The organism is Streptomyces sp. ITFR-16, assembly GCF_031844705.1.
Lineage (GTDB): Bacteria > Actinomycetota > Actinomycetes > Streptomycetales > Streptomycetaceae > Streptomyces.
The window spans coordinates 5,575,768-5,590,619 of sequence record NZ_CP134609.1; the positions used below are offsets into that span (position 1 = coordinate 5,575,768).

The window sequence follows — 14,852 nt, forward strand, 5'->3', positions numbered from 1 at the left end:
GGCACACTCGTCAACAGGAGGCCCGAAGATGCCGTCCATGACCACGAGCAAGGTCAGCAGATGGGACCACCACGGACGTGAACACATAGTCCACGTACGGAAGTCGGGGGTGCAGCGCCAGCTGAGCTGCGACACCTGCGACTGGCGCAAGCGGGTGCAGTTCCTGCCCGGGCTCAAGGCGGAGGAACACCTCGCGGAGGCCCACCAGGCGACGGTGGACCCGACGGCGGCCTAGGGCTCGCGCGCCTCCCTGGGCCCGCAGGACCCTCAGGCGCGCAGGCCGCGCAGGAGCAGGTCCGAGACGGCGGTGAACTCGGCGGCGATGGCGGGCTTTCGCCACTCGGCGGCGTACGCCGGGTCGTGGAAGCGGGCCGTCGCGTCGAAGACTGCCTGGGCGGCGGCCGCGGGGTCGTCCACGGCGAACTGCCCCTCACCGACCCCCTCCTCGATGATCTCCCGCAACTGCCCGACCAGTTCGCGGATGTGCTCCTCCACCACCGTGCTCTCGCCCATCAGCACCTCGTACGTGGCGAACAGCTCGGGGTCGTCGCCCGCCTTGTGGCGCTTGGCCTCGAACAGCGTCTCCAGCCACTGCCGCAGCTTCGCCGGGGCGGGCCGGTCCGAGCCGTGCAGGATCTCGGTGAGCGCCAGCTCAGTACGGGTCAGCCAGCGGCCGGTGACCGCCTCGCGGAGCGCGGCCTTGGTGCGGAAGTGGCGGTAGACGCTGCCGTGGCTCACACCCAGTGCCCGGGCCACATCGACCACGGTCGCCTTGGCCGGCCCGTAGCGACGCAGGACGTCCTCGGTGGCTTCGAGGATGCGCTCGGGAGTCAGCGGGTCGGACGGCGGCGTCATGGTGGGTGTGCTGCCTTTCGGGGGCGTCGTGCGGGGCGGGGACCGGAGGCGGGCCGCACCCCCGCCCGACCGTACCCGGAGGTCAGCGCTCGCTGTCCAGGTGGGCCATCTGCTGGGCCGGGTAGCGCGCTCCGGCGGCGGACCCGGCGGGGACCGCTTCCTCGATCGCGGCGAGGTCGTCCGCGTCCAGCCGGACGTCCAGCGCGCCGAGGGCCTCGGCCAGCCGGTCCCGGCTGCGGGCGCCGACCAGCGGGACGATGTCCGTGCCCTGGGCGAGGACCCAGGCGATGGCGGTCTGCGCGACCGAGACGCCCTTCTGCTCGGCGATCTTGCGCAGCGCGTCGACCAGGCCGAGGTTGTGCCGGAGGTTGTCGCCCTGGAAGCGGGGGCTCATGGACCGGAAGTCGCCCGGGGCCAGCTCGCGGTCGCGGGTGAAGTGGCCGCTGATCAGGCCGCGCGAGAGCACCCCGTACGCCGTGACGCCGATGCCCAGCTCGCGGCAGGCGGGCAGGATCCTGTCCTCGATGGACCGGGAGATCAGCGAGTACTCGATCTGGAGGTCGGAGATGGGGGCCACGGCGGCCGCCCGCCGGATCGTGTCCGCGCCCAGCTCGGAGAGGCCGATGTGGCGGACATGGCCGGCCTCGACCAGCTCGGCGATGGCCCCGACGGTCTCCTCGATCGGGACATCGGGGTCGGCCCGGGCGATCCGGTAGATGTCGATGTGGTCGGTGCCGAGCCGCTGGAGCGAATACGCCGCGAAGTTCTTGACGGCGGCCGGACGGCCGTCGTATCCCGTGAAGCCGCCCTCGACCGTCCGCAGCGCGCCGAACTTCACACTGGTCAGCGCCTGTTCGCGAGCGGCGGCGGGGGCGGTGCGCAACGCCTCGTTGATCAGCAGCTCGTTGTGCCCCATCCCGTAGAAGTCGCCGGTGTCCAGCAGGGTGACGCCCGCGTCCAGCGCGGCGTGGATCGTGGCGATCGACTCGGCGCGGTCGGCCTCGCCGTACAGCGCGGACATGCCCATGCAGCCGAGGCCGATCGCGGAGACCTGCGGGCCGGCGGAGCCGAGGGTGCGGGTGTGGAGGGTGGTCATCGGGAACTCCCGGAGAGTGGCGGAGCGGACGGTGCCGGCGTGGGCCGTACCTCGACCATGACACAGGGGATGACAGATTTCAATATCTGTCAGTCCATGTTCCCTCGCGCGGGTGGTCCGGCGGCGGAAAATCCGGTGAGGGGGCCGTCCGGTCCGGGGTACGGTTTCCCGCATGTCTTCGTTCTTCCAGATCTACGAGTGAGAGCGCGGCGGGTCCGACCACCCGCCGCCCGCCGGATCGATCCAGGGCCGTGACAGGCCCCACTTTCACCACGAATGGGAGAGCCCCGTGGCCAAGAGCCGTAACAACCTTCTCGGCGTCGGCGGACAGCGCAAGAAGCTGTCCCGCGCCGAGCAGCAGGGCGCAGGCCCCGCGCGCGACGCCGACCGGAAGACGGCCGCCGAGCAGAAGCAGGAGCTGCTGCGCAAGATGCGGGAGCGTGCCGCCGGCACCGAGCAGGCGGACGCCGCCGGGCCGGACGCCCAGGACGCCCCGGAGCAGGAGACCCCGGAGCGGAGCTGACCTCCCGCCGCGCCGTGCGGCCCGCACCGTGCGGGCGGCACGTCCGGCAGGACCCCGCACGTCCGGCAGGGCACCCGAACGACCGTGGGCCCGGAACACCTCGTGTTCCGGGCCCACACCCGTACCGCGGGGCACTCCCGTGCCCCGCCTCACCTCACCTCACCGTGCGCGGCAGCCGCAGGCTCAGCAGGGTTGTCAGGGCGACCGCTGCCAGCTGGACCAGCAGGGTCACGATCAGCGCGTCCCGCATGCCCGAGCCCGGCACCAGCGACAGGAACAGTGAACCGAGCGTCGCCACCCCCAGCGCCAGCGCCGCCTGCTGGGTCGTCGTCATGACCCCGCCGCCGACACCGGCCCGCTCCGCCGGCACGTCCGAGAGGACGATGCGGAACAGGACGGGCAGCTGGAGGCCCTGGCCGAGACCGGCGACCGCCATGCCCGGGGCCAGCCCCGCCAGTCCGAGGCCCGACCAGCCGTGCTGGACCGTCAGGGCGAGCACCCCCACTCCGGCCGCCTGGATCAGCCCGCCGGCCGTCACGACCCGGCTGCCGTAGCGGCGGACCAGCCGGGGCCCGGCCAGCGAGGCCGCGAAGAACGCCACCGCCATCGGGGCCATGGACAGGCCCGACGCCGCCGGGCCCAGCTCCAGCCCCTGCTGGAGCGCCACCGCGATGACGAACATGAAGCCGCCGAAGCCGATCGAGAACGGCACCACCAGCGCCAGCCCGCGCCGCAGCGAGTCCAGCCGCAGCAGGCTCGGCGGGATCAGCGGGATCAGCCCGCGCCGGTCCGCGCGCCGCTCCACCCGGTAGAAGGCTGCCGCCGCGAACGGGAACAGCGCCAGCGACACCCACGTCCACAGCGGCCAGCCGGCGGCCCGTCCCTCGGTGAGCGGGGCCAGCAGCGTCACCAGGGACACGGCGAGCAGCAGGGTGCCCGGTACGTCGACGGGCGCGGGGCGCTCCGAACGCGTCTCCGGCACCGCGCGGGCGGCCAGCACCAGCCCGACCGCCGCCACGGGGACGTTGACCAGGAACACCGAGCGCCATCCCGCGCTCTCGCCGAACACCGACGACAGCGGCGCGGCGGCGACCAGCACCCCGCCCAGGATCTGGCCGGCGACCATGGAGAGCCCGGCCGTCGCCCCGTACAGGCTCATCGCGCGGGCCCGGCGGTGGCCCGAGGTGGCCGCCTGGATGGTGGCGAGCACCTGCGGGAGCATCAGGGCCGCCGACGCGCCCTGCGCCACCCGCGCCCCGACCAGCGTCCAGGCGTCCGGAGCGAGCCCGCAGGCCAGCGAGGTGAGCCCGAACGCGGCGATGCCCAGCAGGAAGAGCCGGCGCCGCCCGGCCATGTCGCCGAGCCGGCCGCCGAGGACGAGCAGGACGGCGTAGGAGAGGCCGTAGCCCGCGACGACCAGTTCCAGCAGGGCGGGTCCCGCCGCGAGATCGTGGTCGATGGTGGGCAGGGCGACGTTCACGATGAAGAAGTCGATCAGGGGGAGGGCCGCGCCCAGGAGCACGGTGAACAGCCCCAGCGCGCCGAGCACCGGGGTGGGGTGGTCGCGCCGCACCACCTGGCCGGTGGTGGCGTATGTCTTCGGGCGTACAGAGGATTCACTCACGCCATCGACGATCGCTCGCTCCGGAGCCTGGTACCAGAGTGTCTTTATCCTGGTACAAACACCACCTGGCACCGCACGGGCAGCACCTGGCACCGCCCCTGTCCGGTCCCGCACCCTGGAGGCATGACGACGATGGTGACGGCAGCACGGAAGGACGCCGGAGCGGCGCGGACCGCGCAGGCCCCCTCGGCCGGGATCAGCGGTCCGGACACGCCCGAGCCCGAGATCCGCCGCCACGAGCTGGCGGACTTCCTGCGCAGTCGCCGCGAGCGGATCACCCCTGAGCAGGTGGGGCTGGTCCGGGGCCGTCGCAGGCGCACGCCGGGGCTGCGGCGCGAGGAGGTCGCCCAGCTCTCCGCCGTCGGCGTCACCTGGTACACCTGGCTCGAACAGGCCCGGGACATCCAGGTCTCGCCCCAGGTCCTGGACGCACTCGCCCGCGCGCTGCTGCTCGACCGCAGCGAGCGCTCCCATCTCTTCTCCCTCGCGGGGGCCGTCGACCCCGCGCCCGGCACGGAGTGCCCGAGCATCACCCCGGCCCTGCGCACCATGCTGGGGCAGCTGGAGCCGATTCCGGCCTGTGTGCAGAACAGCCGTTACGACGTCCTCGCCCACAACCGGACCTACGGGCGGCTGCTCTGCGACATGGACGCGGTCGCGCCCGAGGACCGCAACGTCATGCTGCTGGCCTACACGAACGAGCAGTGGCGCTCCTCGGTCATGGACATCGACGAGGTGACCCGGCTGCTGACCGCCAAATTCCGGGCCGCGATGGCCGAGCACCTCGCCGAACCCGCCTGGAAGGCGCTGCTCAAGCGGCTGGACGCGGCCTCACCCGAATTCCGGGAGACCTGGGCGCGGCACGAGGTGGTGGGCGCCGGCGGCCGGTCCAAGATCTTCCGCAACGCCCATGTCGGGCTGTTGCGGGTGGAGACCACCGACCTCTGGCTCGGCCCCTCCGCCGGACCGAGGCTGGTGACCTACGTGCCCCGCGACGAGGAGACCCGGGAGCGGCTGGAGCGCCTTCAGGACCTGGTGCTCGCGGACGAGGGCTGACCGGCCGGGGGGCCGGACGCGGCGCCGACCGACGGCTCGGCCAGCCGCTCCGCCGTCCGGCGGGCGGTGCCGCGCGCCCAGCGTCCGCTGCTCAGGGCCCCGACGAGCAGGACGCAGACCCCGCATCCGGTCACGATCCACCAGGCGGGCCTGCTCGCGTCCACGAAGCCGCCCGAGGAGCCGCCGTACGAGGCGCCGGCGCCGGTCACCCCGGCGGCGAGGACCGCCCCGATCACGGCGACACCGAGCGTCTGGCCGATCTGCCGGCTGGTGGAGGCGACGGCCGCCGCCACGCCCGCCTGGGCGCGGGGCATCCCGGAGACGGCGGTGTTGGTGATGGGCGCGTTCACCGAGCCGAAGCCCAGGCCGAACAGGACGTACGCGGTGAACATCAGCGGGGTCTCGGTCTCCGCGTCGAACGCCGCGAACATCAGCCCGCTCGCCGCCATCGCGACGCCCGCGACCAGCAGTGGGATACGCGGCCCGCGCGTGGCGACGAGCCGGCCCGCCAGCGGGGGCAGGACACAGACCACGGCCGCCATCGGCAGCATGTACAGACCGGCGTCCAGCGCGCTCAGCCCCCGCACGTCCTGGAGGTACAGGGTGTTGAGGAAGAGGAAGCCGCCCAGCGCGGCGAACGCGCTGACCGCGATGACGGTGGCCCCGCTGAACGGCACGCTGTGGAAGAACCGCAGATCGATCAGGGGGTCGGTGCGGCGGGGCTCGTACACCAGCAGCCCCGCCAGCGCGGCCGCCGCGAGCCCGGCGAAGAACAGGATCTCCGCCGAGGTCCAGCCCTTCTGCGGCGCCTCGATGATCGCGTACGTCAGCGAGCCGAGCAGCGCGATCACCAGCAGCTGGCCCACCGGGTCGGGGCGGCGGGCCCGCTGGGCGCGGGACTCGGGGACGTACCGCAGCGTGAGCAGCAGGGCGGCCAGGCCGACCGGGAGGTTGATCCAGAAGATCGAGCGCCAGCCGACCGAGTCGACCAGGGCGCCGCCGACCACCGGGCCCGCCGCCATGGAGATGCCGACGACACCGCCCCAGACACCGATCGCGCGGGCGCGCTCGCGGGGGTCGGTGAAGGTGTTGGTGATGATCGACATCGCCACCGGGTTGAGCATCGAGCCGCCGACGGCCTGCACCATCCGGAAGACGATGAGCGTCTCCAGGCTGGGTGCCAGCGAGCAGAGCGCCGAGCCCAGCGTGAACAGGACGAGCCCGGCCATGAAGACCTTGCGTCTGCCGATCCGGTCGGCGGTGGAACCCGCGAGCATCAGCAGGGATGCGAGGACGAGCGTGTACGCGTCGATCGTCCACTGCATCCCCGCGACGCTGGCGTCCAGTTCCTGGCGCATGGAGGGCAGGGCGACATTCAGGACGGTGCTGTCAAGGCTGACGATCAGCAGGCTCATGCAGCAGATCGCCAGCACCAGCATCCGTCGCCGGTGGCTGAGCTCGGGCATACATGGATAGTACGGCTAACTAACGACCCCTGCCGCCAGTGCGGCGGCCGCCTCCCGGACCAGCGGGTGGTCGCCCGTCGCGTCCGAGGGCCCGGCGGGCTTCGTCGTCAGTACCGCCAGCACCACGGGCACCCCGTCCGGGGTCCACGCGACGCCCACGTCGTTGCAGCTCGCGTAGGAGCCGCCGCCCGTCTTGTCCGCGACCGTCCACTCCGGCGGCAGCCCGGCCCGGAAGCGGGTGCCGCTGGTCCGGCAGTTCAGCAGCCAGCCGGTCAGCCGCTCGCGGTCCCGGCGCTCCAGCGCGTCGCCCAGGACGAGCCGGGCGTAGTCCCGCGCGATCGACGCCGGGCTGGTGGTGTCCGTGATCCGGCCGGGCTCGGCGGAGTTCAGCTCGGGCTCCCAGCGGTCCAGCCTGGTCACCCGGTCACCGAGCGAGCGGGCGAAGCGGGTGACCCCGCCGGGGCCGCCCAGCTCGCGCAGCAGCAGATTTCCCGCCGTGTTGTCGCTGTCGCACAGGGCCGCGTCGCAGAGGCGGGCGACGGACATTCCGCGCGCGACGTTCTCCTCGGTGCCCGTGACCGGGGAGTCGGACACGAGGTCCGCCTCGGTGTAGTGGACGACCTTGTCGAGGACCTCGCCGTCCCGGTCCAGGCCCCGCAGGACGGCCGCCGCCGCGAATGTCTTGAAGGTGGAGAGCATCGGGAAGCGCTCGTCGGACCGGTGGCGGACGGCGACCCCGGTGGCCAGGTTGTAGGCGTACGCGCCGACGCGGGCGCCGTGCGCCCGCTCCAGCTCACGCAGCCGGGCGGTCGTGGCGTCGGACGCCCGGGCGGCGCGGGCGGGGCCCGCGGCGAGGAACAGCGCGCCGGCGGCGCCCGCGCCCCCGAGCGTGAGCAGCCTGCGCCGGGTGGGGGCCGGGGCGGCGGGCGTTAAGCGTGCGGTGGGATTCATGACCTTCGTCTCCTTCGTCCTCCGGCCGGGGCGCCGGAACCCCCACGCTACGGTCGCGGTCCGGCATCCAGGCACTCCGGCCCCGGAGCGGCGGGCCGCGACCGCCGCCGGAGCAGTTCCCCGCGTACGCGACAATGGGGCAATGACCACGCTCGCCCCCGCGCCCCCGCTGCTCCGCATCGGCCCGCACACCGTGCAGCCGCCGGTGGTCCTCGCCCCCATGGCCGGCATCACCAACGCCCCCTTCCGCACGCTGTGCCGGGAGTTCTCGGGCGGCAAGGGGCTGTTCGTCAGCGAGATGATCACCACGCGGGCGCTGGTCGAGCGCAACGAGAAGACCATGCAGCTCATCCACTTCGACGCGAGCGAGACCCCGCGCTCCATCCAGCTGTACGGAGTGGACCCGGACACGGTCGGCAAGGCCGTCCGCATGATCGTCGACGAGAACCTCGCCGACCACATCGACCTGAACTTCGGCTGCCCGGTCCCCAAGGTCACCCGCAAGGGCGGCGGCTCGGCGCTCCCGTACAAGCGGCCGCTGCTGCGCGCGATCCTGCACCAGGCGGTCTCCCACGCGGGCGACCTGCCGGTCACGATCAAGATGCGCAAGGGCATCGACGACGACCACCTCACCTTCCTCGACGCCGGCCGGATCGCCGTGGAGGAGGGCGTCACCGCCGTCGCGCTGCACGGCAGGACGGCCGCCCAGCACTACGGCGGCACCGCCGACTGGGAGGCCATCGCCCGCCTCAAGGAGCACGTCCCGGAGATCCCCGTCCTCGGCAACGGCGACATCTGGTGCGCCGACGACGCCCTGCGGATGATGCGCGAGACCGGCTGCGACGGCGTGGTCGTGGGCCGGGGCTGCCTGGGCCGCCCCTGGCTGTTCGGCGACCTGGTCAGCGCGTTCGAGGGTACGCAGACGAGGCAGGCGCCCGCGTTGCGCACCGTCGCGGACGTCATGCTGCGGCACGCGACGCTGCTGGGGGAGTGGATCGGCGACGAGACCCGGGGCGTGATCGACTTCCGCAAGCACGTGGCCTGGTACCTCAAGGGCTTCGCGGTCGGCTCCGAGATGCGCAAGAGGCTGGCGGTCACCTCCTCGCTGGAGGAGCTGGGCTCCCAGCTGCACGAGCTGGACCTGGACCAGCCCTGGCCGGACGGCGCCGACGGCCCGCGCGGGCGCACCTCAGGCAACAACCGGGTGGTCCTCCCGGACGGCTGGCTGAAGGACCCGTACGACTGCGCGGGCATCTCCGCCGACGCCGAGCTGGACACCTCCGGCGGCTGAGGCTCAGCCCCGGACGTCCGGGCCCGCCCGCCGCTCCAGCGGGGCGGCCGCGGCGGAGTTCATGACGTTGAAGACCATGCTCCCCGCCCGGTAGCGGTCGTCCGTCCACTCGATGGCCCGGCCCGCCGCCGTGTACGACAGATGGCGCTGGCGCAGCAGCGGGCTGGCCCGGCGCACGCGCAGCAGCCGGGCGTCCTCGCTGCCCGCCGCGACCGCGTCGATCAGGTGCTCGCCGTAGTGCGCGACGATGTCCGCGCGCTCCGCGATGCTGTTCATGATCGAGACGCAGTCCTCCGGGAGCGCCAGGACGGCCGGGGCCACCCAGTCCGCGTAGACCGTCCGCTCCACCATCACTGGCTCCCCGTCGAGCCACCGCAGCCGCAGCACGTACAGCACATCGCTGCCCGGCTCCGCGTCCAGCCGCTCGGCCTCCTCGGCGGTCGCGGTGCGGGTGACGCGGGTCAGGATGCGGCTGGAGACCTCGCACCCCATCGCCTGGGCCCACTGCGCGAAGCTGTTGAGCTGCTGGAAGCTCTGGCGGCGCTCGCTGCGCAGGACGACCCGCCGCGCCCCCTGCCGGGAGCCGATCAGCCCCTCCGAGGCGAGCAGCGCCACCGCCTGGCGGACCGTGCCGCGCGAGACGGACCAGCGGGTTGCGAGGTCGCTCTCCGACGGCAGCCGGGAGCCGAGCGGGTAGGCGCCGCTGCGGATGGAGTGCCGCAGCGACTCCGCGATCTCCCGATAGCGTGAATGGCCCACGCGCCCCCCTCGGCCGGCCGGTCCGGGGTGCGGGACCGGGCTGCGGATCATGGATCTCTACAGATCATGGACTGTGTACAGGTCCGCTCGTCGATCGCGGTCCTGTCGCTCACTCTAATGCCGGTGCGCGGCGTTTCGATGCAGGGTCGTTATCTACCACAGCCCCTGAATAGTCGGCTTTCCTCTTCCTCGCCTCTTGCCGCACCGGACATCGGACGTTAACTCTCCCGACACCTGGACCGGGCGAACTGATGCCAGCTTGTATGAACAAGTGGCACTCACTTCGCTTCCAGGAGATACACCGTGCGCAGACTCCGTCCCCGCCCCCGTATCCGCGCCACCGGCCGTACGGTCGCCGCCCTCGCCGTCGGTGCGACGGCTCTGACCGCGCTCACCGCCTGCGGCGCCGCACCCGAGGAGAAGGCCGAGCCCGGGGCGAAGGGTGTGAAGTCCAGCGAGGCCACATCGGCCGCGGACTTCGGCGGACTGGACAAGCTGGTCGCCGCCGCCGAGAAGGAGGGCGAGCTCAACGTGATCGCCCTGCCGCCGGACTGGGCGAACTACGGCGAGCTGATCAAGGCCTTCCAGGCCAAGTACAAGGTCAAGATCAAGAGTGAGAACCCGGACGCCGCCAGCGCCGACGAGATAGCCGCCGTCAAGTCCCGCAAGGGCCAAAAGCGCGCCCCCGACGTCCTCGACCTCGGCATCGCCTTCGCCCGCAGCGGCGCCGCCGAGAACCTCTTCGCCCCGTACAAGGTCACCGCCTGGGACAAGATCCCCGCCGGCCAGAAGGACGCGGACGGCCGCTGGTTCAACGACTACGGCGGCTACGTCTCCATCGGCTGCGACGCCGCCCGGATCAAGACCTGCCCCGAGACCTTCGCCGACCTGCTCAAGCCCGAGTACAAGGGCAAGGTCGCCCTCAACGGCAACCCGACCAAGTCCGGCTCCGCGTTCGGCGGCGTGTACGCGGCGTCCCTGGCCAACAAGGGCTCGTTCGGCGACATCCAGCCCGGCATCGACTTCTTCGGCAAGCTGAAGAAGAGCGGCAACTTCATCCCCGTCGAGTCCACCCCGGCGACCGTCGAGAAGGGCGAGACGCCGATCAGCATCGACTGGGACTACCTGAACGCCGGGTACGCCGACCAGTTCAAGGGCAAGGGCGTCGACTGGAAGGTCTCCGTGCCCTCCGACGGCGTGTACGCCCAGTTCTACTCGCAGGCCGTCAACAAGGAGGCCCCGCACCCCGCGGCCGCCCGCCTGTGGATGGAGTACCTGTACAGCGCCGAGGGCCAGAACCTCTGGCTCAAGGGATACGCCCGCCCCGTCCTGCTGCCCGCCATGACCGAGGACGGCACCGCCGACAAGACCTTCGTCACCAAGCTCCCCAAGGTCTCCGGCACCCCGTCCTTCCCCGCATCCGACGAGCTGGACAAGGCCAACGCCACGCTCGCCGAGAACTGGGACAAGGCCGTCTCCTGATGACCTCAGCCCACCCGTCCGCCGCCCCGGCCCCCGGGGCGGCCGCCCCGCGCGCCGGCGGCCGTACCCGCAGGCGCCGGCCGCCCCGCGCCTGGCTCGGCGCGCTCCCGCTGCTCGTCTTCGCCGGGCTCTGCTTCGGACTGCCCGCCGGCGCCCTGCTGTACGGGGCGTTCACCCGCACCGACCCGGCCTCCGGCGCCACGGAGGTCACCGGCGAGCACCTGCACCGCTCGCTCCAGGGGCCCTACCTCACCTCGCTCACCGGCAGCGTCGAGCTGTCCGCGCTGAACGCCGCCCTCGCCACCGTCCTAGGCGTGCTGATCGCCCAGGCGGTCGTCACCTCCCGGCGCGGCACGCTGCGCGGGGCCGTCCTCACGGCCTCCGGGGTGCTCGCCAACTTCGGCGGGATCCCGCTGGCCTTCGCCTTCGTCGCCACCCTCGGCATCTCCGGGGTGGTCACCCGGCTCGGGCACCTGGACACGCTCGGCTGGAACCTCTACTCCTTCACCGGACTCACCGTCATCTACCTCTACTTCCTGATCCCGCTCATGGTGCTCGTCGTCGTCCCCGCGCTCGACGGGCTGCGCCCGCAGTGGCGCGAGGCCGCCCGCAACACCGGCGCCACCACCTGGCAGTTCTGGCGCCACGTCGGACTTCCGGTGCTCGCGCCCTCCCTGCTCGGCGGGTTCGTCCTGCTCTTCGGCAGCGCCTTCGCCGCGCACGCCACGGCCGCCGCCCTGGTCGGCGGCTCCGTACCGCTGGTCACCCTGAAGATCGCCGACGCGCTCTCCGGGAACGTCCTGGTCGGCCAGGAGAACGTGGCGCTGGCCCTGAGCCTCGACATGATCGTGATCGCCGGACTGGTGATGGCGGTCTATCTGCCCCTCCAGCGACGGAGCTCCCGATGGCTGCACTGACCACCGCCGCCCCCGCGACCGAGGCCCCGGTGCCGGTGAAGGCCCGCCGCACGCGCCCCCGCTACTGGCGCGGTGCCGTACTGGCCGTCGCCGGGCTCTACTTCGTCACCCCGCTGCTCTCCTCGTTCGTCTTCACGGTCCACGTACCCAACCAGGGCCTCACCTTCGAGGCGTACAGCGGCATCCTGTCGGCCGACGGATTCACCGAGAGCCTGTTCCTCTCGCTCTCCCTCGCCGCCGCCACGATCGCCCTCGCCCTGCTGCTCGTCGTCCCCGCGCTCGTCGCGGTGCGGCTCGGGCCGCCCCGGCTGCGGGCCGTCGTCGAGGTCGTCTGCATGCTGCCGCTGGTGGTGCCGCCGATCGCCCTGGTCACGGGCATCACCACCGTGCTGCGCTGGGGGCCCGACCACTTCTCGCGCACCCCGCTCTACCAGACGTTCATCGCCGTGCAGAACGAATCGTTCCCCGTGGTGCTGGTGCTCGCCTACACCGTGCTCGCGCTGCCGTTCGTGCACCGCTCGCTGGACGCCGGGCTGCGCGCCGTCGACGTACCCACCCTCGTGGAGGCGGCCCGCAACTGCGGGGCGGGCCGGGCGCAGGTGATCCTGCGCGTCATCCTGCCCAACCTGCGCTCCTCGCTCGCCGGGGCCTCCTTCCTGACCCTGGCGCTGGTGCTCGGCGAGTACACCATCGCCTCGCTGCTGGGCTTCCGGCCCTTCGCGGTGTGGATCGTCTCCGTCTCCGGTGCCGAGGCCCGGATGTCGGTCGCCGTCTCCCTGCTCTCCCTGCTCATCACCTGGGTCCTGCTGCTCGTCCTCTCGCGCGCCGGAACCGGCTCCGCCCCCTCCGTCCCGGCCGCCGCCGGCACCGTCCCCGCCCCCGACCCCGGCAAGGAGTAGCCACCCATGTCAGCCCTGCCCACCGCCACCGAAGGACGTCCCGAGCGGGCCGGCACCACCGCGCCGGAGGGACGTACCGCCACCGGAGCCCGGGTGGAATTCCGCTCCCTGCGCCGGGCGTTCGGCCCCACCGTGGCCCTCGACGGACTCGACCTCACCGCCGAACCCGGCGAACTCCTCGCCCTGCTGGGCCCCTCCGGCTGCGGCAAGACCACCGCGCTGCGGGTCCTCGCCGGGTTCGAGCAGCCGGACTCCGGCGAGGTCCTGGTCGACGGCGAGGACATCACCCCGGTCCCCGCCAACCGGCGCGACGCCGGCATGGTCTTCCAGTCCTACAGCCTCTTCCCGCACCTCAACGCCCGTGACAACGTGGCCTTCGGCCCCCGGATGCGGGGCGTCGCCACCGCCGAACGGCACGCCACCGCCCACGAACTCCTCGAACTCGTCGGCCTGCCCGACCAGGCCGGCCGCTTCCCGCACCAGATGTCCGGCGGCCAGCAGCAGCGCGTCGCGCTCGCCCGCGCACTCGCCCTGCGCCCCCGGGTGCTGCTGCTCGACGAACCGCTCTCCGCGCTGGACGCCAAGGTCCGGCTCACGCTGCGCGAGGAGATCCGCCGCCTCCAGCTGTCGCTCGGCATCACCACGATCTTCGTCACCCACGACCAGGAGGAGGCCCTCTCCATGGCCGACCGGGTCGCCGTCCTCAACGCGGGCCGTCTGGAGCAGTGCGCGCCCCCGGCCGAGCTGTACGAACGCCCCGCCACCGCGTTCGTCGCCGAGTTCGTCGGCACGATGAACCGGCTGCCCGGCCGGCTGACCGGCGACGGCCGCGTGGAGGTCGCGGGCACCGCGCTCCCGGTCGACGGCGAGGTCCCGGCGGGCAGGGGGGCGGCCGACGTCCTCATCCGGCCCGAGAACATCGGCGCCACCGCCGACCCGGACGGCACGGCCACGGTCGTCTCCGCGTCCTTCCTCGGCTCGGTCACCCGGGTCCTGCTGGACCTGCCCGACGGCGTCGCGGTCAAGGCCGACCTCCCCTCGCGGGACGCCACCGGTCTGACCCCCGGGGTACGGGCACGGGTCACCCCGGTCCCGCGCCCGGTGCTCGTCGTGCCCGGAGGCGGGAGCGCGGCGCCCGGGGCCGGCGGCACCGACGGCCGGGCGGACGCGTGAGGGCCCCCGCGGCCGTCCTGTTCGACATGGACGGCACCCTGGTCGACACCGAGGTGCTGTGGTGGGAGACGGCCCGCGAGGTCGCGGCCGGGCTCGGCCACCGGCTGACCGACGCCGACGCCCCGGAGGTCGTCGGCCGGGCCGTCGCGGACACCGCCGCTCATCTGATCGGGGTCACCGGCGCGGACGCCGACGCGCTGGACCGGACCGCCGCCGAGCTGACCGGCTCCTTCTTCCGGAAGGTGGACGCGGGCGCGCCGCTGCGCCCCGGGGCCGCCGCGCTGCTGGCCTCGCTGGAAGCGGCCGGAGTGCCGTTCGCCCTGGTCAGCGCCTCACCGAGAAGTGTGGTGGACGCGGTGGTCGCCGGGTCGCTGGCCGGCGTGGACTTCGCGTTCACGCTGTCGGCCGACGACACCGTACGGACCAAGCCGCATCCGGATCCGTACCGAGCCGCGGCCGGGCGGTTCGCGGCCGCGCCCTCGGCCTGTGTGGCGGTGGAGGACTCCCCGGACGGCACCGCGTCGGCCGACGCGGCGGGGTGCGGGGTGCTGGTGGTCCCCTCGCTGCTGCCCGTGGCCCCCGGGCAGGGGCGGACGTTCGCCCGTAGCCTGGAAGAGGTGGACCTCGCGGTGCTGAGCGACTGTCTGAGGCGTCCGAATCCTGAAATTCGGGGTCCGGAGCCGGCGTGATTCGCGCCACCCTTGATCGGGTGCGTGCTCAGATGAGCGAAATGGCGGTGGCTGCACTTCTGGAAGACCTG

Annotated in this window: 15 protein-coding genes; 9 read left to right on the forward strand and 6 right to left on the reverse strand. The window is 73.0% G+C overall.

Annotation, left to right across the window (positions count from 1 at the left end; translation table 11 throughout):
- The first annotated feature begins 28 nt into the window (after window positions 1-28).
- Entirely contained in the window at window positions 29-235 is a 207-nt protein-coding gene (locus RLT58_RS24635; protein ID WP_311312534.1) for a hypothetical protein, read from the forward strand.
- Between the two features lie 32 nt (window positions 236-267).
- Here RLT58_RS24635 and RLT58_RS24640 read toward each other — a convergent pair whose 3' ends face one another.
- Together RLT58_RS24640 and RLT58_RS24645 are read right to left on the reverse strand one after the other, a co-directional pair.
- Window positions 268-855 (reverse strand): TetR/AcrR family transcriptional regulator, encoded by a 588-nt coding sequence (locus tag RLT58_RS24640; RefSeq protein ID WP_311312535.1) that lies wholly within the window; start codon window positions 853-855, stop codon window positions 268-270.
- An 82-nt stretch (window positions 856-937) separates the two neighbouring features.
- Window positions 938-1,951, reverse strand: a complete 1,014-nt coding sequence (locus RLT58_RS24645; RefSeq protein WP_311312536.1) for an aldo/keto reductase — start codon at window positions 1,949-1,951, stop codon at window positions 938-940.
- A gap of 289 nt (window positions 1,952-2,240) precedes the next feature.
- On the opposite strand from RLT58_RS24645, the gene RLT58_RS24650 reads away from it, so the two are divergent.
- A complete protein-coding gene (locus RLT58_RS24650) occupies window positions 2,241-2,474 on the forward strand; it encodes a DUF6243 family protein (RefSeq protein WP_311312537.1) in 234 nt (77 codons plus the stop codon).
- Between the two features lie 154 nt (window positions 2,475-2,628).
- On the opposite strand, the gene RLT58_RS24655 is transcribed toward RLT58_RS24650, so the two are convergent.
- Window positions 2,629-4,098 (reverse strand): MFS transporter, encoded by a 1,470-nt coding sequence (locus tag RLT58_RS24655; RefSeq protein ID WP_399131678.1) that lies wholly within the window; start codon window positions 4,096-4,098, stop codon window positions 2,629-2,631.
- A gap of 123 nt (window positions 4,099-4,221) precedes the next feature.
- Between RLT58_RS24655 and RLT58_RS24660 the strand changes: the two genes are divergently transcribed.
- Window positions 4,222-5,154 carry an MmyB family transcriptional regulator gene (locus tag RLT58_RS24660; protein WP_311312538.1) on the forward strand — a complete coding sequence of 311 codons (933 nt, stop codon included), beginning with the start codon at window positions 4,222-4,224 and terminating at the stop codon, window positions 5,152-5,154.
- Here the strand turns inward: RLT58_RS24660 and RLT58_RS24665 are convergent.
- Window positions 5,124-6,620: an MFS transporter gene (locus RLT58_RS24665; RefSeq protein WP_311312539.1), complete on the reverse strand. Its 1,497-nt coding sequence runs from the start codon at window positions 6,618-6,620 to the stop codon at window positions 5,124-5,126. The genes RLT58_RS24660 and RLT58_RS24665 overlap by 31 nt on opposite strands.
- A 15-nt stretch (window positions 6,621-6,635) precedes the next feature.
- On the reverse strand, window positions 6,636-7,571 hold the full coding sequence (bla, locus tag RLT58_RS24670) for a class A beta-lactamase (RefSeq protein WP_311312540.1): 936 nt from the start codon (window positions 7,569-7,571) through the stop codon (window positions 6,636-6,638).
- A 142-nt stretch (window positions 7,572-7,713) separates the two neighbouring features.
- Between bla and dusB the strand changes: the two genes are divergently transcribed.
- Complete coding sequence (gene dusB / locus RLT58_RS24675; protein ID WP_311312541.1) at window positions 7,714-8,862, forward strand: tRNA dihydrouridine synthase DusB; 1,149 nt, start codon at window positions 7,714-7,716, stop codon at window positions 8,860-8,862.
- Between the two features lie 3 nt (window positions 8,863-8,865).
- Here the strand turns inward: dusB and RLT58_RS24680 are convergent, their stop codons facing one another.
- Entirely contained in the window at window positions 8,866-9,621 is a 756-nt protein-coding gene (locus RLT58_RS24680) for a GntR family transcriptional regulator (RefSeq protein WP_311312542.1), read from the reverse strand.
- A 303-nt stretch (window positions 9,622-9,924) separates the two neighbouring features.
- On the opposite strand from RLT58_RS24680, the gene RLT58_RS24685 reads away from it, so the two are divergent.
- The 5 genes from RLT58_RS24685 to RLT58_RS24705 are packed head-to-tail and all read left to right on the forward strand — an operon-like array spanning window position 9,925 to window position 14,781.
- Window positions 9,925-11,103 carry an ABC transporter substrate-binding protein gene (locus tag RLT58_RS24685; protein WP_311312543.1) on the forward strand — a complete coding sequence of 393 codons (1,179 nt, stop codon included), beginning with the start codon at window positions 9,925-9,927 and terminating at the stop codon, window positions 11,101-11,103.
- The gene (locus RLT58_RS24690) at window positions 11,103-12,020 is read left to right on the forward strand and encodes an ABC transporter permease (protein ID WP_311312544.1); all 918 of its coding nucleotides are present in this window, start codon (window positions 11,103-11,105) and stop codon (window positions 12,018-12,020) included. Before RLT58_RS24685 ends, RLT58_RS24690 begins: the two co-directional genes overlap by 1 nt.
- Window positions 12,008-12,919 (forward strand): ABC transporter permease, encoded by a 912-nt coding sequence (locus RLT58_RS24695; protein ID WP_311312545.1) that lies wholly within the window; start codon window positions 12,008-12,010, stop codon window positions 12,917-12,919. Before RLT58_RS24690 ends, RLT58_RS24695 begins: the two co-directional genes overlap by 13 nt.
- Before the next feature lie 6 nt (window positions 12,920-12,925).
- On the forward strand, window positions 12,926-14,092 hold the full coding sequence (locus RLT58_RS24700) for an ABC transporter ATP-binding protein (protein ID WP_311312546.1): 1,167 nt from the start codon (window positions 12,926-12,928) through the stop codon (window positions 14,090-14,092).
- Window positions 14,089-14,781, forward strand: a complete 693-nt coding sequence (locus tag RLT58_RS24705) for an HAD family hydrolase (protein ID WP_311312547.1) — start codon at window positions 14,089-14,091, stop codon at window positions 14,779-14,781. Before RLT58_RS24700 ends, RLT58_RS24705 begins: the two co-directional genes overlap by 4 nt.
- Window positions 14,782-14,852 lie beyond the last annotated feature (71 nt).

What these genes read in the sequence shown, in the direction of transcription:
- RLT58_RS24635 (WP_311312534.1), top strand. Translation starts at nt 29, where the DNA reads ATGCCGTCCATGACCACGAGCAAGGTCAGCAGATGGGACCACCACGGA.
- RLT58_RS24640 (WP_311312535.1), bottom strand. Translation starts at nt 855, where the DNA reads ATGACGCCGCCGTCCGACCCGCTGACTCCCGAGCGCATCCTCGAAGCC.
- RLT58_RS24645 (WP_311312536.1), bottom strand. Translation starts at nt 1,951, where the DNA reads ATGACCACCCTCCACACCCGCACCCTCGGCTCCGCCGGCCCGCAGGTC.
- RLT58_RS24660 (WP_311312538.1), top strand. Translation starts at nt 4,222, where the DNA reads ATGACGACGATGGTGACGGCAGCACGGAAGGACGCCGGAGCGGCGCGG.
- RLT58_RS24665 (WP_311312539.1), bottom strand. Translation starts at nt 6,620, where the DNA reads ATGCCCGAGCTCAGCCACCGGCGACGGATGCTGGTGCTGGCGATCTGC.
- bla (WP_311312540.1), bottom strand. Translation starts at nt 7,571, where the DNA reads ATGAATCCCACCGCACGCTTAACGCCCGCCGCCCCGGCCCCCACCCGG.
- dusB (WP_311312541.1), top strand. Translation starts at nt 7,714, where the DNA reads ATGACCACGCTCGCCCCCGCGCCCCCGCTGCTCCGCATCGGCCCGCAC.
- RLT58_RS24690 (WP_311312544.1), top strand. Translation starts at nt 11,103, where the DNA reads ATGACCTCAGCCCACCCGTCCGCCGCCCCGGCCCCCGGGGCGGCCGCC.
- RLT58_RS24695 (WP_311312545.1), top strand. Translation starts at nt 12,008, where the DNA reads ATGGCTGCACTGACCACCGCCGCCCCCGCGACCGAGGCCCCGGTGCCG.
- RLT58_RS24700 (WP_311312546.1), top strand. Translation starts at nt 12,926, where the DNA reads ATGTCAGCCCTGCCCACCGCCACCGAAGGACGTCCCGAGCGGGCCGGC.